Here is a 16,419-nt window from a genome sequence, read left to right as displayed (position 1 = left end):
CTATTGTACCGAAAATTCAGGCTTCCACCCATCGGGCGCGAAAATCTGCGTCGGGTCGATCTTGTCGACGTTGTCCTTGGTCACGATGCCCGGCGCGACCAGCAGAATCTTTTCATAGTCCTTCTTTTCCAAGGCGCGCACCGCGAGGTCGACGCTGATGCGGCCCATCATGACCGGATACTCGGCGGCAAAGCCAAGCACCTTGCCTTCCTTGACCAGCTTCAGCATCGTCTGGTTCTCGTAGGACGACATGATCACGACATCGTCGCGGCCGGCGTCGGCGACGGCACTGACGGCCGCTTCCGCCGCCGCGGCCCCGCCCCAGATGACATTGAGATCGGGATAGGTCTGCAACGCGTCCTCGACGAGGCGTAGGCTCTGCGGAACGCCGGGCTCCCCATAGAGCTCGGCCGCTAGCTTGATGTTGCCGGTTTTGGTGCTGTCGCGGAAGCCCGCCATATAGCTCTCAGCCCAGCCCGATCCCTGCGGACCCGGCAGGCCGATCGCGGTCGTCTTTTTGTCGCCGAGATACTTCTTGAGGTACTCACCCTCCTGAAAACCCTTCTGGTAGGTATCGGGAGTGATGCGCGCGGTGATCGGGGTTTCCAGGATCGGATTGGCGACGGCGATCTGGACAAGACCCTTGGCGTCGCCCTCCTTCAGCTTGGCCGCCAGACCGGCTTCCGAGATGGCGGCGACGAGGATGCCCTGGGCGCCGGATGCGACGCAATCGTCATATTGCGACAGCTGCTTTGGCAGTGCGTCATAGCCGCCGGCCTGCAGGACCGTCACTTTGACACCCAGGCGCTTTGCTTCTTCGACGATGCCGTAGTCGACCGAGACCCAGTAGCTGTCCTTGAGGTGCGGAAACAAGACGCACAGGTTCCAGGGCTTCTCGGCCTTTTCCAGCGGCACATAGTCGAGTGCCTCGACTTTTTTCAGATCGCCGCCTTTGGCCGCGTTGATCTTGAAGGGCCACCAATCCTTGGCTTGGGCGGCGTTGGGCAGGACGGCCACGCTGGTGACGAAAGCCGCCGCGAGCATGGATTGGAAAGCGCGAGTCTTGGTCATGTGATTCCCCATTTGTTTCGTGTGTTCCCGGGTGGGGAGCCGACGAATTCGCCGGCTCCCCGGTCTGCCTTGGGAGCAGAGATATCTGCCGATGCGTGGAAGTCACCTTTTCGGCGAATGCGCCTTGGGGTTGTCCGCGCTGTCGCTCATTCACATCGCCACCGTACTACTTATAAGTTATAAGTCAACAGGCTTTCATACGCTGGTGCTAATTTCAGGCAGGGTGAGCGTCTTCAATCCCGCGCCCTCGCCGCCGTCGACCGGCATGACGATGCCGTTGACGAAAGATGAAGCGCGCGACAGCAGCCAGGCCACGGCCTCGGCGACGTCTTCGGGAGTTCCCAATCGACCCACTGGAATGCGGCTTTCCAGCAGAGCCCTGCGGCCAGGAATGGCTAGCGTGCCCGTCATCATCCTTGTTGCGATCTGGCCGGGGCAGACGGCATTGAAGCGAACGTCGCTGATCTCCAATGCCAGCGACAAGGTCAAGGCGATCAGCGCGGCCTTGGAGGCCGAGTAGATGGCCAGACCCTCCTCGCCCATCAGCCCGGCCACCGATGACATCATCACCACCGATCCGCGCGCCGCGCGCAGGCCTGGCAGCGCCGCGCTGGTGAAGACGAACGACGAGCGCGCATTCACCCTCATGATCTCGTCCCAATCGCTCAGGGTGGCGGTCTCAAAAGCCCCTCGCCCCGTCATGCCGGCGTTGTTGACCAATCCGGCTATCTTTCCGTTACCGAGCATCATCGCGGTATTGATGACCGTTCGGCATTGGGCTTCGTCGCGCACATCACAGGCGATGAAATGTGCATTGGCGAGGCTGGATACGATTTCTCGTGCGGCAGCCTCGTCGCGACCCGTGAAGACGACGGCCGCGTTCTCCTGCTCGGCAAGGCGCCGGACACAGGCGGCGCCGATGCCATGCGTGCCGCCGGTTACGACATAGACACTCTCTTTTTCTCTCATGGTTCAGCCTTATGAATGATTGGCCCAACGAGCCAGGTTGCGCTGTCACGCTTCCAGCAAGGCTCGCGCAATTCGGTTGTGGTCCCGCCCACGGTGGGGTGGCTCACTGCGCGCGTCGATCGTGTTCACGGGCGTGGCGCCGCCGGTGGTCGGATAAAGGCATGTCGGAGCACGCAGCCTGCGCCGCGTTCAGTCAGTGTAAGTCGCGCTGAAAACCAAGCTCCAGCACGCCCGAAGCGTCATGGCCTCGACGAACCGCGGCGGTCCGGCGCTGACAAGACACAGTCTTTGATGATGTTGAAACCCGGGCATCCAGTGGCGTTGCGATCGTAAGCTTCGAAGACACCCATTGTCAGGTGGAGCCACAGAAAAATTCTTATCGTGGAACTGCGGCATTCGGCTATGCGAAAATATCACTGTTAACCCTCGACGCCCCCCGGCGATGCTGCTCATCATTCGACGGCCCACAAATAGACTTCCAAGCTAGGTAGTGAGGGTCACGAGACGCGCACTCCGCAGACACGAACAAACGCTGTGACGCGTCCCCTGCCCAAAGTCTGTGTTAACTTATAACTTATAAGGCGACTGTCAAGAATAGGGGCTGTGGTGTTCTGGCGTTGAGGGACCGGTTAGGCTGCGGCTGATGGAAAGACATGGCTGCATGGCGATGGCAGTGCGGTTCCGGACTGCCATTATGCGACTTTCGAGGCACAAATCATGAACATGGGACGACGGATATTTGGTTCGAACTCGCGAGCCCGTTCGAGGGGAACGGCCCAAAGTGCTACCTAGACTACTCTGAACTCGCGGCAGCGTTTGCCGCTGACTGATCAAATGCCAGCCGCAATCGCTCCATTTCCGGGCGACTGTGTTCGCGGGCGGCAAAGGATCCCACGGCAAGCGCCGGGCTGAGGCATGGATTTTCGCAATGTTGCAATGCTCGTCTGGGCGGCGCCACCCACAAGAAGCTTGATCCTATGAATCGGAATATGCAATTGCACGCGCCGGTGCGGCGATGCATCGAACGTTTTGATCCGGCTGGGACGCCGTGTACGAAATGCCGCCTTCGGCCTCATCGCGGTCATCGACGGTAAATGGCTCGATCGATCCGCCGGCCGACAGGTGGAGAGGGATAAGGAAGGACTAGCAACCGACGCGCACGGATTTGGGGATTCAGCCGTATGAGGTAGCGAAGCACGGTCAGAATATCCGCCGTTGTGCCGTTCCAACGCAGCACCCGAAGTTGGTTGACCGGCTTGTAGATACCGGCGCCCCCGGCGATGGCGTCGAGGGCGACTAGTACGAGGGCGAAATAGCCATAGGAAAAGGTATTCTCATTTGTCCACCGATCGAATGATACCGCGAAGAGGCGTGGCGCGGCACGCCATTTCCGAAGGATCTCCACCATTTCGGGATCTTCCTCGAGCTGGTCTCGAATATCGTCGAGAAAACGCCGCTTCGTGCGCGCCTTGAATTCGCTATGCAGATCGGCGAATGCAACATCGAAGCGCGATTTCCTCGCCATAGGCCCCCTGCGTCATTGAATGTTTGATCGACTAGCGTTGGACTAGAGTTGTTGTTTTCGGATTGCTCCATTGAACCGCCGTCGAGGACAGCGAAGAAGTGTTTGTCGTCAGCGTCAAGATCTCGAAGCTTGACGAATAGCTCTGAGGCGCCAGGATAGCCCTGAAGCCGCATAAGCCCCCGAACTTCGCGGTTCCAGAGCGCCTGGATCGCGGAGCTGTCTCCTACGGGTTTATTCCAGAGCTTGACGTAGTATAGGTCTCCAGCATCTTCGGCCTGCCACAGATCAGGAACTCCTCTCTTGGCGTCCCCACCTACGATCCGACGGATCAGTCGATACCGCCCCACCCTCTGTTCAGCCATCCGATCCCCACCCAGAAATGTTACTCGCAAGACGTTGGGCATCGGTTTGAAACAATGCGCACAGGATTTGTTTCATCTATTTCTTCGCAATACTAGCTTGAGTTGTTCGGTCCTTCTGCGCCGCGGTCAGTCGGCCCGAACCGGCCCAACCCTCCACTTTGGTACCGACACCGACGATAGCAATTAAACGGCCGCGGTTCCGCTAGTGCGGGGCGAGTCCGACCTGCACCGGCCGGCCAAACGTCAAGACCATTCCTGGTCAAGCTCTCGAGTGGGGACGAGGCCACCATCGGCTTCCCAGGTCGGTATGCTCGTAGCGTATATCCTGCTAGACCTGATCATCAGCATCGTACGTGCGTTCCGAGACCCCGCACTCAAGGCACACGTCGCCACCATGGTTCTCGCTGTAGGTCCAGCCACCCGCCCACCCGCAGTTGGGACAGAATTCATAGCAGTCGAGCTCGCCCCATAGCCATGGACTAGCATATTCCGGAACCGCGTCCCTATCATAGGAAATGATCTCAAAGGCATCTTGTCCGACAGAGATGTAAGCCCTCGATGAAAAGAGCTTCAGGGCAGAAATAACGTCGTCTGCCGACAGGAAAAACCATTCTCCCGAATCTGCCTTGTGGTCGAATATGAGGTGCAACCGCCGTTCGACCACGCGGTCTTCGGAAATCGATCCGGTCCGAATTTCTCCCATCAACGCAACTCTACGCCGATTGCCAGTCTGCAGGTTGGCTATGCGGCGATCGACCGCCTGCGAGCGTCCGACCTTCACATAAAGACGGCCGGCAAGGCTGTTGTCCAATTCAGTGATAAAATAGACGGTCATTGTAGCATTCAGGATATTCAGCTACGCGCTTCAACCCCGCTGCACTCCCAAAAGAAAAATTGCTAGCGAGGAACGGCAGCAGCGCGGTCACCTACTCTCTCCAGCCAAGTGCACGGAGCCACGCATCGACCTGACCAAATGCATCCTGCTGCCATTGTTCGGCGGTGCGTTCCCCGAGAATTTGGGTGTCCTGCACGAACTGGCGGACGCTAGTGGGGCCAAAACTATCAACCGCCTCGAACTTGCCGGCAATAAACCCGAAGCCCTCTTTGCCTTCCTTGTGAGCGAGAACCGGCTCGCAATCCGCGGCAAGTGCATCGGGGCCACCTGGATAGTTTCGAACGCAGTAATAGATGTCGTATGCATCCTTCCTCTTCAGGCGGTTCTCGATTGCGTAGCCCTTCATTGCGAGGAGGGCGGGGATCGATGCGACGGCGATGTTGACGTGGTTCGCGCCTCCATCCGGCATCTCGCCCGAAATCGCAACGAGGTTGTAAAAGCGTAAGGCCAATTCGGCACCCGATGCCCGCTGCACGGCAAAATGCTCGATCAGCGGCGGTTTGTTCTTTGTGAAGACGGCGTCGAAAGGACGCAAGAAGTCGACAACCACATCGATCGGACCTCCACCATCATCGACAGGCACTGTCCGAACAAGCTGGAACAGACGGTGATCGTCACGCTGCTCATACCCATTCCCCATAAGTGCCTCGACAAGTCGGGCGTATTCGCCATCTCCAAGTGCCTCGGTATCGAGGCCCAGATCGACGTCGAGAGTTCCGACATGCGGCATTTCTTCGTTTTCTAGGAGGAGCCAAGGCACCGCGCCGCCAATCACGGCGAACTTGCCTTTGAAACTGCCGAGTATCTGACCAATTTCCAGTAGAACCGATTTCACGGCCGCGGTGGTGCGGTCGTCGTAGTCGGCGGCCGATTGCGGATCGGGCGGTACTACTGGAGCCATTGCAATTTCTCCTGCCGCAAATGGTCAGCGGCTTCCTGTCCCCTCTCCCCGGATATCACCAAATCAAGGTAAGTTTGAACAGGACTTGTGCAAACGACGCCGGGCGCCGGCTCGATTGTATCAAGCAGTGGCCCTTCATCCTTCAGGATCGTGATCACAACGTTTTCACCCTTCGCCGCCGACGACAGCTTGAGGGCATGCCGCAGACGGTCGAGACCTCCGCTATCTGCGTAGAAGAACTGGCTGCCTACCCGAGCATATGGCGCAATCCATTGCGCTGCCGAGAACGATGCGAGGATCGCTCGGTCAATTCGATTCGACGCACCAAGCACATCGCGAACGACCTGGTCGAACGCTTTGCCGTGCAAGGTAGTGTAGAAGGTTTGGCGATCACCCGCTGGCGGCTCATAAGAGTTCCGCCAAGCGTCCAGAACCGCTGCCGGCCGAAAAAGCGACATGCCATCGTCGCCGATTTTCGCCCACTCCCGATCCACAAGCGCAGCGCGGACATTGCTGACGTGGCCGAGACTGACACCGGCTGCTTCCGCAAGCTCGGTGACGCGCCAGGGATGGTGTGGATCGCGCAACATCACTCTCAGAACCTGCGCGGACTTCGGTTTGAAGATCGACTTCAACTCGCGGCGTTCGATTGCGGGTCGGGTCGGAACCTTACGCTCAATAAATATGCCGTCGAAAGCGAGCCGGCAATTTCCCTCGAAATCGAGGAAGCCCACATTTTCTTCCTGGCAAAGAGCCTGTGCTTCTGGAGAAAGAAAGGGCGCAATGAACACAGGAATTGCGCCTTTTCCTATGTGGTTTACCGCCCTTCGCACCTGGAGTAGGCCCGAGTGAACGTGGCGCGGCTGTCCGCTCGACTTGACCTCACAGACGAGAATATGTGTGCGCCCGAAGGCGCTGATATACGCAAGAATATCGATTTCGCGATCGAAAGCGTCGGCTTCAACCTCTACATTCTCGATGGAAACGGGCGGAATATCGTTTAAGACGGCCCGCAGAGCGTCCGCAGCTTGATGCTCAATGCTTTTCAATGAGTCGCCCGATTTCAGCACCCGCTGAAAATGGCTGACCTACTGAAATATGTCAATCGCAATTTCACAAAATGTGGCGGTTTCAGCGGATGTTGAAATTCGACCAAGAGTGAAAATTAATCTTGAGTTAGCTTCGCCCGTGCCCCAATCAATCCATCTTATGTCGATGGCCGCGACCTGAGTATCGAAAGGCGTCAACTAAAGGCGCCTTCACCAAAATCATCGATAGCGCGCCAGATCGACAAGGGATTGAGATCCGACCGGGCCAAGGCGCTTGCCTTCATCAGCGCAATGCTCAGCGAGCTGAATCAGATCGCGGGGTCTCACAGGCTGCAGTTCCTAGGATACCTTCTGGAGATGGCGTATATCGAGTCGTACGACATGGTCCGCAAAGAGCGCTCCCACCATCAAAGCAAGGCCATAGATCAGGGATAGCCCTGCTGAACTGAGCGCTGCGGCAGCTTCAAATCTGACCTCGGCACTTCTATTTCCGCAAAAAAGACGCGCAGTGCTCCAGCGCGTTCACGGGCGGTTGGACTGCAAAAACCAGTTGGAATATTTGACAGCGCGGCAGGATCACGATTTGCTCTCCAGTGCGCGAGCAACGACATGGATTCGATCTCCTTGTTTCGAGAAATGGTCGGACTGTTTCGCACAACTGACATCAGTTTCGGTTGAGTGGATTCGAGTGGGTCTAGTGGCCCCTCACTGAGGCCCTATGCGAAATCCTAGGCCAGCGGATAAACCAAAAAGTCGTGTGACACGCCAATTGCATCGAGGAGGATTCGCGTTGCCCTTGTACGAGCCAATGCTTCGCCATCTGAAATCGCGCGAGCTGTTCGGAGCCATTGACCGGGTGCCGGCTCTTGGCATGCTGGTAAGTGAGCAGACCTTCGAGGTATTAAACCCTTCGACCGGCGAAGTGCTGGCGGAGCTGCCCGACATGGGTGTCGAGGAGACGCGCGCCGCAATCGACAAAGCTCATGTGGCGCAACCTGAATGGGCTGCACTGACAGCTCGCGAACGCAGCGACGTTCTCTGGCGCTGGCATCAACTGATCGTCGACCACGCCGACGATCTCGCTGCGATTCTCACTGCGGAGATGGGCAAGCCGCTAGCCGAAGCGAAGTCTGAGGTGGCGCATGCTGCCGCGTATCTGCAATGGTACGCCGAAGAGGCCAACCGCATCTACGGCGAGACGATCTCGGCGCCCTCCGCAGACCGTCGCATGCTGGTTATCAAACAGCCGATCGGCGTTGTTGGTACGATTACGCCCTGGAACTTTCCGGCTTCAATGGTTGCGCGCAAGATTTCGCCGGCTCTCGCCGCCGGCTGCACTATTGTGCTCAAACCTGCTGAACAGACGCCCCTGGTGGCAGGTGCAATGTTTGCTCTGGCCCATCTTGCCGGCTTTCCCGAAGGCGTCGTCAACCTCATCTACGCCTCCGAAGGCGATACGGTCGGCCGCGAACTCTGCTCGAACGCCAAGGTCCGCAAGATCAGTTTCACGGGTTCGACCGAGGTCGGCCGATTGCTCATGCGCCAGTGCTCGGACCAGATAAAGAAAGTCGGTCTAGAGTTGGGTGGCAATGCGCCTTTCATCGTCTTTGATGATGCCGACGTCGATGCTGCCGTCGACGGAGCGATCCAGGCCAAGTTCCGCAATGCCGGCCAGACCTGCGTTTCCGCCAACCGGCTTTACGTCCAGTCGGGCGTTCATGACGAATTCGTCGCCAAATTCGTGGAGCGTGTCCGTGAGCTTCAGGTCGGCGACGGCTTCGATCCAGGTGTCGCCATCGGTCCGCTGATCGACGGGCATGCACTGGCCAAGATCGAACTTCACATTGCCGATGCCTTGGCCAAAGGTGGCGCGATCCGATGTGGCGGCGGCCGGATCGGCAGCAATGGCAACTTTTTCCGGCCGACGATTCTCAGCAACGTCTCAAGGGAAATGATCCTGGCGCAAGAAGAGACCTTTGGACCCTTGGCGCCGATCATTCGCTTTGAGGATGCTGATCAGGCCGTGCGTGAGGCCAACGACACGATCTACGGCCTCGCCGCCTACTTCTATGCTTCGAACCTGAAGCGTGTCTGGCGTGTGGCCGAGGCGCTGGAATATGGCATGGTGGGGATCAACACAGGACGCATGTCTTCAGAAGCCGCGCCCTTCGGTGGGATAAAACAGTCCGGCATCGGGCGGGAAGGTTCCCGCCATGGCCTCGAAGACTATCTCGAAATGAAGTACCTCTGCATGGGCGGCATCTGAGGCGGCGGGCGGCGATTGCCGCGATGAAGGCCAGCGGACGGCCGGACGCCACGAAATGGACCCGCAGTTTTCAGATTCGCGGAACAATCCGCACCCAGTCTGCCTCATAAAGGGCCCCGGTTTTCCGCCTATTTTTTGGTGGTCGAACGTCGTCAATTGCCTTCGTCACTGTGGCGGAACGCGGCGCGATAGCCGGTTAGCAACAAGCTTTGGGCGTCATTTCTCTCTGGCGGAATCGACCCTTCCGACAAAAGCCTGACCTTTGCCAGTCTTCTACGGGCCAGCGTTCGCGCCAAAAGCTCAAAGCCGCGTCCGTAACATTCAACAATGAAAGCCAGCGTTATCAGGTCGAGCAGAAAGTCGTCTATCGCATGCGTGAGCGCATCAGACCTTTGTTCGAATCGAAGTAGCAAGGCGCGCGCCTCTTCGATCGCGGCCCGGCAATCGTCTGCGCCTATCAGTGAATCGATCCTGTCGAAGATCTGCAAGCGTCCTCACTCTCCCTAAGCCAGCGCATCGAACGCCGCTGATGAATGAGTCTTCAACAAAGAACAGGGTCGCGTTTCGCGAAAAGGCATCGCTCCGCAAAGTGCGCGTTGATGAAGCCTGGTGCGTTAAGCGACAAGTGAATCCGACCTTGACAAGACATCTTCGAAGGCGAGTGAGCCGGCCCACGCCCGCGTGCCGCGACCCTCAATGCCGAGGAAACTGTGCTGCACTCGTCGGAGGCAACCAGTTCCTCTCTATTCTTCCCGCCGCCACGGTTCAGCCTAGATTACATGCGAAACGACAATAACGGAAAGCAAAGGTTCGCAAAATGAGTAGGGTGGCTGGATCAAACGAAGATTTGGCTGCACCAAGGACCTTTGGGCCACTTCTGCAGCCGACCTTTCGTTCGATCTGGCTCGCGACGCAGGTTTCAAGCCTCGGCTGGTTGATGCAGACTGTCGCTATCAGCTGGCTGATGGCAACGATTTCGACTTCCGATCTGATGGTTGCGCTGGTGCAGGCTTCATCGAACCTGCCCGCTTTCATTTTGTCCGTGTTCGCCGGAGTTCTCGCCGACAATTTCAGCCGGCGCCGGGTCATGTTCGCCGGTCGCTGCCTTATGGTGATTGCCTCTGCGATGCTGACCGCGTCCGTGGCGCTGGGCTTTGTCAATCCGTGGATTATCCTCGGCTTCAGCTTCTTGATCGCAAGCGGCGGTGCTCTCAATGATCCGGCCTGGCAAGCGTCGGTTGGCGATATCGTGGATCGACGCGATGTTCCCGCTGCCGTCACCCTGCTTTCTGTTGGCTTCAACACCGTCCGGACTGTGGGTCCGGCGCTCGGCGGCATTGTGGTTGCTTCGTTTGGGCTTATGGCGGCATTCGCCGTAACCACGCTCACCTATTTCGTACCCTTGGCTACTATTTGGCGCTGCAAGTGGAAGGTTCGTTCTTCCCCTCTTCCCCGCGAGTCGATGAGGACGGCAATTTATGACGGGCTGCGCTTCACGGCGATGTCATCGGAGATCAAGGCAGCGATCGCGCGCGGAACCCTCTTTGGCCTGGCGAGCATCGCCATACTCGCGCTGCTGCCGGTGGTTGTCCGCGACCAGCTGGGAGGAGGCCCGCTTGCCTATGGCGCGCTCATGGCTGGCTTCGGGACCGGTGCCGTCTTGGCTGACCTCTCCAACAGCCTGTTCAGACGGAGCTTGTCGCAAGAAAGGCTGATGAGGCTCTCCTGCGTGGCCTGTGCGGCGTGTTCTCTCTCCCTGGCACTGACATCTTCGATTGCCGTGGCGGCAATTGCACTCGCCTTGGGCGGCGCGGGCTGGGTGACCGCCTGGTCCGGGGTTGGTGTGAGCGTGCAGCTGGCGAGCCCGCGCTGGGTCGTGGGGCGCACCATCTCGATCTACTATGCTTTGATAGACGGCGGCATCGCGCTCGGCAGCTGGGTGTGGGGCACGGTGGCCGAAAACCATTCGTTGACCTGGGCGCTGGAGGGTTCCGCTGGAGCCCTGTTGATCGTCGCTGCAGCCGGCGTTCTCTTTCCTCTTCGAGAGCGCCGCGACTCCGAGCCCGATCCCTTGGAGGAATTCGATGCCCCAGCTGTCTCTCTCAATTTGAAGCCGAGGAGCGGCCCGATCGTGGTCAAGGTCGAATATCTGATAGCCGAGAGAAATCTCGAGGCCTTCCTCGACCTCATGCGGCAGCGGCGCCACGTACACAGCCGCGTCGGTGCTCGGAACTGGACGCTCCAGCGGAACCTGCAGAAGCCTATGCATTGGACAGAAACGTTTCGCACGCCGACCTGGACGGACTACCTTCGCCTCAATCATCGTCTGACGGAAGTGGACAAGGAACTGGACGAGCGTGTCTTTCAGCTGCACGCGGCCGAGACCCCACCTCAAATGACACTTTCCATCGAGCGGCCGACAAGCTCGGCCCGCAAGCCCGAGCACTCAGCTTTTCGCCATCCCCGTCATTGAAGCCTGGCCGGCATCTCTGTCATCAATCGATTGGCTACGAGCGCGACCGGTCGCCCCCGACCCTCAAGACCATCGACATCGAAGCGGCCGCGAGTTGCCTATAAAACCTTACTGCACTCTTATTGTTTGTGACGCATGCGGGTGGTGAGCGGTTTTCACAGCCCATTTCCTGCTACAAAGCTAGCTGGACACTTGAACCACTGAATTGCCGATCAAACGCTCTCGGATACTGGTGCGAGTATGAAATCAAACACGGGCTCAGGCTGGGCAGGCTTTGGCTCCCGCGGAACAACCGGGTAAGCTACGATCGCTTGGGCATGTTCAGCGAGCGCGGCGGGTGTCATTCCCAGCGCTTTCTCCCACAGGCCGCCCGGCACTCTCACCAACTGACGAAAAAGCCCTGCAGCTCTTGTCGCATGGCGCGCCGCTGCGACCCGCTTGCCCTCGCGGATCTTCACCCCGGCCGCCGCTAACAGGATCAGTCCCTTGAAGAACATGCGGTGCTGAGCACTTTGTTTCGCAGCCTGCCAGAGAGGCTCCCAGGCTTCATGGGCTTCCCAGTAGTAGCCGTGATTGAAAAGGTCGATTCCCCATAGAAACACATCTGAGCCAAGCGCTTCGCCAACGGCGACGGTCACCGGATCTGATCGGTAACTGTGGCCCAAGGGATCGCGCACCGGATGCGGATATTTGCCGGGCAGATACGCATAGCTCGGGAAACTTTTTTCGGGCAGCAAGCGAGGGCGAAACATAGACCCAGCAAACATGAAAGTGCGTTAAGGGGCAATTCATGCTGACCGCGTCGTGACAGGGAAGCAGTCGTAACCGGCTTGTAAAAGGTGCCGAGATTGGCCAAAACGCGCTTTGCCAAATGATGACGTTGGGTAAGCGGCTGACGCAAGGAGAAGATATGATTTTGCGACTGAAGGAGCGGCTCGGCAAAAGGTTTGAGGAAGAAGTCCAATTCTTCAAAGGCTGGCAGAAGGACAAGAAGGGCGTGGGAGCCCTTATTCCCACTTCGGTTTATGCGGCACGCCGGATGGCAAGCGTGGTGAACCCACGGTCAGGATTGCCGATTCTGGAGCTTGGCGCGGGAACCGGTGTCATCACAAAGGCGATCCTGGCTAGGGGAATCAAGCCGCGCCAGCTGGTTTCAGTCGAATATTCCAGGATTTTCTACGACGGCCTGGTGCAACGCTCCCGAATGTGGACTTCAGATTGGGCGACGCATTTGCGCTGGACAAAGCTCTGGGTGAGCGCAAAGGTGAACAGTTCGATTGTGTTATAAGTGCAGTCCCGCTGTTGAGCTTTCCAATGCAACAGCGTGTCGCGCTGGTTGAGGATCTGCTTGCCCGTATTCCTGCGGGCCGGCCGCTAATTCAGATCACATATGGACTTCTGTCGCCGGTGATCAAGATGCCAGACCGTTACGTGGTTTCCCACTATGACTTCGTCGTCCGCAACATACCGCCGGCACAGCTCTGGACTTATCGTCGAGCAGTCTAGCCAAATCTGGACGGTTTTCCTTCTCTGAGGGTTCCGCTGGGTGGTGGCCTTCCACCCAAACAGGATGTGGACAGAGCAGGGGCAGATGCCAGACTGCCAAGAAGACGAAGCGGTCCTGGTTTGATTTGACAGTGGGCGGGCCAAATGCGCTTGACAAAGCCGCGCCGGCCCGTTCAACCTGAGGCATTCACCAGGGGAGTCCCGGCAAGGGGCTGAGATACTGCTGGCTTTCGCGGCGCAGTGACCCGTTGAACCTGATCCAGTTCATACTGGCGTAGGGACGGTGCAAGCGCTTTGCGGGAGTTACGCCCGAGGTCCTGTTTCGGCAGGTCGACAGAAGCGTCTTTTCATCCTTCCGGCACAGAACTGGGTCTCCAATGCATGAGCAAAGGAGCCTCAAGATGAATGCCCTCACCCCTGCCGTGTCGACGGGACCGCTGCCCGCCTCGCGGAAGATCCACAAGCCCGGCACCATCCACTCGCAGATCAAAGTGCCGATGCGCGAAATCTCCGTCCATCCGACAGCCGGCGAACCGCCAGTCACCGTCTACGATCCGTCGGGCCCCTATACCGATCCGGCTGTCGAAACCAGCATCGAAAAAGGCCTGGCTCGGCTTCGCCACGAATGGATCTTGGCCCGCGGCGATGTCGAGGACTGTGACGGCCGCCATGTCCGGCCGGAGGACAACGGATTCGCGACGGGCGAACGCCTGACGCCGGAATTTCCCATCCGCCACCGACCGCTCAGGGCCAAAGCAGGCAAGGCGGTGACGCAGCTTGCCTATGCGCGCGCCGGCATCATCACACCCGAAATGGAGTTCGTTGCCATTCGCGAGAACCTTGGTCGCGAGATCCTGCACGGCAAGCTTGAGCGCGACGGCGAGGCTTTCGGCGCGACACTGCCCGATTTCGTCACGCCCGAATTCGTGCGTGACGAGGTGGCGCGCGGACGGGCGATCATTCCCGCCAACATCAACCATCCCGAGAGCGAGCCGATGATCATCGGCCGCAATTTCCTGGTCAAAATCAACGCCAATATCGGTAACTCCGCCGTCACATCGTCGATGGCGGAAGAGGTCGAAAAGATGGTGTGGGCGATCCGCTGGGGCGCCGATACGGTGATGGACCTGTCGACCGGCCGCAACATCCACAACATCCGCGACTGGATCGTGCGCAACGCGCCGGTGCCGATCGGCACGGTGCCGCTCTACCAGGCGCTCGAAAAGGTCGGCGGCATTGCCGAGGATCTGACCTGGGAGGTCTACCGCGACACGCTGATCGAACAGGCCGAGCAAGGCGTCGACTATTTCACCATCCACGCCGGCGTGCGGCTGCATTATATCCCGCTGACCGTCGACCGGGTGACGGGTATCGTCTCGCGCGGCGGCTCGATCATGGCCAAATGGTGCCTGCACCATCACCGGGAAAGCTTCCTCTACGAGCACTTCGCGGAGATCTGCGACATCGCCAGAGCCTACGACGTCTCCTTCTCGCTCGGCGACGGTCTTCGTCCAGGCTCGATCGCCGATGCCAATGACGCGGCGCAGTTCGCCGAGCTGGAGACGCTCGGCGAGCTGACGAAGATCGCCTGGGCGAAGGATTGCCAGGTGATGATAGAGGGCCCCGGCCACGTGCCGATGCACAAGATCAAGGCGAACATGGACAAGCAACTCGCCGTCTGCGGCGAGGCGCCGTTCTATACGCTCGGACCGCTGACGACCGACATCGCGCCGGGCTACGACCACATCACCTCAGGCATCGGCGCCGCGATGATCGGCTGGTTCGGCACCGCCATGCTCTGCTACGTCACGCCCAAGGAGCATCTCGGCCTTCCCGATCGCAACGACGTCAAGATCGGCGTGATCACCTACAAGATAGCCGCCCACGCCGCCGACCTGGCGAAGGGCCATCCGGCAGCGAAGGTCAGGGATGATGCGCTTTCGCGCGCGCGCTTCGAGTTCCGCTGGGAGGATCAGTTCAACCTGTCGCTCGATCCCGAAACCGCGCGGTCCTTCCACGACCAGACCTTGCCCAAGGAGGCGCACAAGCTGGCGCATTTCTGCTCGATGTGCGGACCGAAATTCTGCTCGATGCGTATCTCCCACGACATCCGCGCCGAGGCACAGAAAGAGGGCATGGCGGCGATGGCGGCGAAATACCGCGAGGGCGGCGATCTCTACCTGCCGGCGGACGAGACCGGCGCACCGCTCATACCTCAGCCACGTGAGCCATCATGAAGGTCTTGGTCAAAGGGGCGGGCGTTGCCGGCCTCACCGCCGCCTTCGAGTTCGCCGCACGCGGCGCGGCGGTTACCGTTGCCGAGACAAGGCCTGCCCTTGGGGGCAATGCGTCGTGGTTCGCCGGTGGCATGTTGGCGCCGTGGTGCGAGCGTGAAAGCGCCGAGCAGCCGGTGCTGGATCTCGGACGCGACGCCGCCGACTGGTGGGACGCCGCAACGCCCGGCTTGGTAACACGACGGGGAACGCTGGTCTTGGCCTCGCCGCGCGATGCGGGCGAGCTCGACCGGTTCGCCAGCCGCACGACGGGCTATCGGCGCGTCGAGGAAGATGAAATTGCCTTGCTGGAGCCCGACTTAGCCGGCCGCTTCCGCCGCGGATTGCTCTTCCCCGCTGAGGGCCATCTTGATCCGCGCCAGGCGATGGCAGCACTTCATGACAAGCTCGCGGCCACGGGTGTTGAATTCCACTTCGGCGCCGACGCGCATCATGTTTTTGGTTTCGATCGTCAGATCGACTGTACGGGAATGGCGGCACAAAATGACTGGCTGCGCGGCGTTCGCGGCGAAATGCTCACCCTGCGTACCCCTGATATCTCGCTGTCGCGCCCTGTCAGGCTGCTGCATCCGCGCTTTCCACTGTACGCAGTGCCGCGCACCGACCACCGTTTCATGATTGGTGCGACGATGATTGAAAGCCAGTCCGTCGGACCGGTTACGGCGCGTTCGATGATGGAACTGCTGGGTACCGCCTATGCCCTCCACCCGGCCTTTGGCGAGGCCGAGATCGTTGAAACCGGTGTCGGCGTCCGCCCAGCCTTTCCCGACAATTTGCCGCGCGTCGAAACCAAGGGTGAAATCATCGCGATCAACGGGCTCTATCGTCACGGTTTTCTCCTGGCTCCCGCCATGGCGCGCCAGGCTGCCGACCTGGTTTTCAGTCAAGACAGAACCAAGGAGCTTGCTCATGAAACTGATGGTCAACGGCGAAGCGCATGAGGTTGCCGCCACCACGCTGGCCGAGCTGCTTGCCGCGCTTGACTATGAGGGCGATTGGCTCGCGACCGCCGTCAACAACGACCTCGTGCACAAAGCCAACCGGGCGGAATTCCAATTGAACGACGGCGACCGGATCGAAATCCTCTCGCCCATGCAGGGCGGCTAGG

General features: G+C 59.3%; 14 protein-coding genes, 1 pseudogene and 1 riboswitch. Of the genes and pseudogenes, 6 read left to right on the top strand and 9 right to left on the bottom strand.

Features of this window, described 5'->3' with window-relative positions; all coding sequences use genetic code 11:
- The 7 genes from torT to NKK52_RS30950 form a co-directional block, all read right to left on the bottom strand.
- Nucleotides 1-1,071, bottom strand: coding sequence for a TMAO reductase system periplasmic protein TorT (gene torT, locus NKK52_RS30980; protein ID WP_033000535.1), 1,071 nt, complete (start codon nt 1,069-1,071; stop codon nt 1-3).
- Nucleotides 1,072-1,266: 195 nt separating this feature from the next.
- The gene (locus tag NKK52_RS30975; protein WP_023685596.1) at nt 1,267-2,040 is read right to left on the bottom strand and encodes an SDR family NAD(P)-dependent oxidoreductase; all 774 of its coding nucleotides are present in this window, start codon (nt 2,038-2,040) and stop codon (nt 1,267-1,269) included.
- 1,081 nt (nt 2,041-3,121) lie between these two features.
- A complete protein-coding gene (locus tag NKK52_RS30970; protein ID WP_023685597.1) occupies nt 3,122-3,565 on the bottom strand; it encodes a hypothetical protein in 444 nt (147 codons plus the stop codon).
- 690 nt (nt 3,566-4,255) lie between these two features.
- Nucleotides 4,256-4,762 carry a GIY-YIG nuclease family protein gene (locus NKK52_RS30965; protein WP_031204411.1) on the bottom strand — a complete coding sequence of 169 codons (507 nt, stop codon included), beginning with the start codon at nt 4,760-4,762 and terminating at the stop codon, nt 4,256-4,258.
- Nucleotides 4,763-4,853: 91 nt separating this feature from the next.
- Nucleotides 4,854-5,723 carry a nucleotidyl transferase AbiEii/AbiGii toxin family protein gene (locus NKK52_RS30960; protein WP_023685599.1) on the bottom strand — a complete coding sequence of 290 codons (870 nt, stop codon included), beginning with the start codon at nt 5,721-5,723 and terminating at the stop codon, nt 4,854-4,856.
- Nucleotides 5,711-6,772, bottom strand: coding sequence for a type IV toxin-antitoxin system AbiEi family antitoxin (locus NKK52_RS30955; RefSeq protein ID WP_245263163.1), 1,062 nt, complete (start codon nt 6,770-6,772; stop codon nt 5,711-5,713). Before NKK52_RS30955 ends, NKK52_RS30960 begins: the two co-directional genes overlap by 13 nt.
- Before the next feature lie 425 nt (nt 6,773-7,197).
- The gene (locus tag NKK52_RS30950) at nt 7,198-7,383 is read right to left on the bottom strand and encodes a hypothetical protein (protein ID WP_156939308.1); all 186 of its coding nucleotides are present in this window, start codon (nt 7,381-7,383) and stop codon (nt 7,198-7,200) included.
- A 197-nt stretch (nt 7,384-7,580) separates the two neighbouring features.
- Here NKK52_RS30950 and NKK52_RS30945 point away from each other — a divergent pair, with 197 nt between their 5' ends.
- Nucleotides 7,581-9,038 carry an NAD-dependent succinate-semialdehyde dehydrogenase gene (locus tag NKK52_RS30945; RefSeq protein WP_198031547.1) on the top strand — a complete coding sequence of 486 codons (1,458 nt, stop codon included), beginning with the start codon at nt 7,581-7,583 and terminating at the stop codon, nt 9,036-9,038.
- A 152-nt stretch (nt 9,039-9,190) separates the two neighbouring features.
- Here NKK52_RS30945 and NKK52_RS30940 read toward each other — a convergent pair whose 3' ends face one another.
- Entirely contained in the window at nt 9,191-9,526 is a 336-nt protein-coding gene (locus NKK52_RS30940; protein ID WP_031204413.1) for a hypothetical protein, read from the bottom strand.
- 329 nt (nt 9,527-9,855) lie between these two features.
- Between NKK52_RS30940 and NKK52_RS30935 the strand changes: the two genes are divergently transcribed.
- Nucleotides 9,856-11,511 carry an MFS transporter gene (locus tag NKK52_RS30935; protein ID WP_352630850.1) on the top strand — a complete coding sequence of 552 codons (1,656 nt, stop codon included), beginning with the start codon at nt 9,856-9,858 and terminating at the stop codon, nt 11,509-11,511.
- Between the two features lie 212 nt (nt 11,512-11,723).
- On the opposite strand, the gene NKK52_RS30930 is transcribed toward NKK52_RS30935, so the two are convergent.
- Nucleotides 11,724-12,248 (bottom strand): DUF309 domain-containing protein, encoded by a 525-nt coding sequence (locus NKK52_RS30930; RefSeq protein ID WP_245263164.1) that lies wholly within the window; start codon nt 12,246-12,248, stop codon nt 11,724-11,726.
- 173 nt (nt 12,249-12,421) lie between these two features.
- Here NKK52_RS30930 and pmtA point away from each other — a divergent pair.
- The 4 genes and pseudogenes from pmtA to thiS all read left to right on the top strand — a co-directional run bounded on the left by pmtA (nt 12,422) and on the right by thiS (nt 16,418).
- Nucleotides 12,422-13,017, top strand: a pseudogene (pmtA, locus tag NKK52_RS30925) (phospholipid N-methyltransferase PmtA).
- A 182-nt stretch (nt 13,018-13,199) separates the two neighbouring features.
- Nucleotides 13,200-13,316: riboswitch (TPP riboswitch) on the top strand.
- A gap of 102 nt (nt 13,317-13,418) precedes the next feature.
- Nucleotides 13,419-15,254, top strand: coding sequence for a phosphomethylpyrimidine synthase ThiC (gene thiC / locus NKK52_RS30920; RefSeq protein ID WP_023685604.1), 1,836 nt, complete (start codon nt 13,419-13,421; stop codon nt 15,252-15,254).
- Nucleotides 15,251-16,252 (top strand): glycine oxidase ThiO, encoded by a 1,002-nt coding sequence (thiO, locus tag NKK52_RS30915; RefSeq protein WP_023685605.1) that lies wholly within the window; start codon nt 15,251-15,253, stop codon nt 16,250-16,252. Before thiC ends, thiO begins: the two co-directional genes overlap by 4 nt.
- Nucleotides 16,221-16,418 carry a sulfur carrier protein ThiS gene (gene thiS / locus NKK52_RS30910; protein ID WP_023685606.1) on the top strand — a complete coding sequence of 66 codons (198 nt, stop codon included), beginning with the start codon at nt 16,221-16,223 and terminating at the stop codon, nt 16,416-16,418. The genes thiO and thiS overlap by 32 nt, the downstream gene beginning before the upstream one ends.
- The last annotated feature ends 1 nt before the right edge of the window (nt 16,419 follow it).

Origin of the sequence: Mesorhizobium sp. C277A (assembly GCF_040324395.1) — a bacterium.
GTDB lineage: Bacteria > Pseudomonadota > Alphaproteobacteria > Rhizobiales > Rhizobiaceae > Mesorhizobium.
Note: the sequence above shows the minus strand (reverse complement) of the source record. Positions and strands in the feature narration are given on the sequence as shown.

Coding starts and splice junctions, on each gene's coding strand:
- NKK52_RS30950 (WP_156939308.1), bottom strand. CDS start 7,383: ATGTCGTTGCTCGCGCACTGGAGAGCAAATCGTGATCCTGCCGCGCTG.
- NKK52_RS30945 (WP_198031547.1), top strand. CDS start 7,581: ATGCTTCGCCATCTGAAATCGCGCGAGCTGTTCGGAGCCATTGACCGG.
- NKK52_RS30935 (WP_352630850.1), top strand. CDS start 9,856: ATGAGTAGGGTGGCTGGATCAAACGAAGATTTGGCTGCACCAAGGACC.
- thiC (WP_023685604.1), top strand. CDS start 13,419: ATGAATGCCCTCACCCCTGCCGTGTCGACGGGACCGCTGCCCGCCTCG.
- NKK52_RS30965 (WP_031204411.1), bottom strand. CDS start 4,762: ATGACCGTCTATTTTATCACTGAATTGGACAACAGCCTTGCCGGCCGT.
- NKK52_RS30970 (WP_023685597.1), bottom strand. CDS start 3,565: ATGGCGAGGAAATCGCGCTTCGATGTTGCATTCGCCGATCTGCATAGC.
- thiO (WP_023685605.1), top strand. CDS start 15,251: ATGAAGGTCTTGGTCAAAGGGGCGGGCGTTGCCGGCCTCACCGCCGCC.
- torT (WP_033000535.1), bottom strand. CDS start 1,071: ATGACCAAGACTCGCGCTTTCCAATCCATGCTCGCGGCGGCTTTCGTC.
- thiS (WP_023685606.1), top strand. CDS start 16,221: ATGAAACTGATGGTCAACGGCGAAGCGCATGAGGTTGCCGCCACCACG.
- NKK52_RS30960 (WP_023685599.1), bottom strand. CDS start 5,723: ATGGCTCCAGTAGTACCGCCCGATCCGCAATCGGCCGCCGACTACGAC.
- NKK52_RS30975 (WP_023685596.1), bottom strand. CDS start 2,040: ATGAGAGAAAAAGAGAGTGTCTATGTCGTAACCGGCGGCACGCATGGC.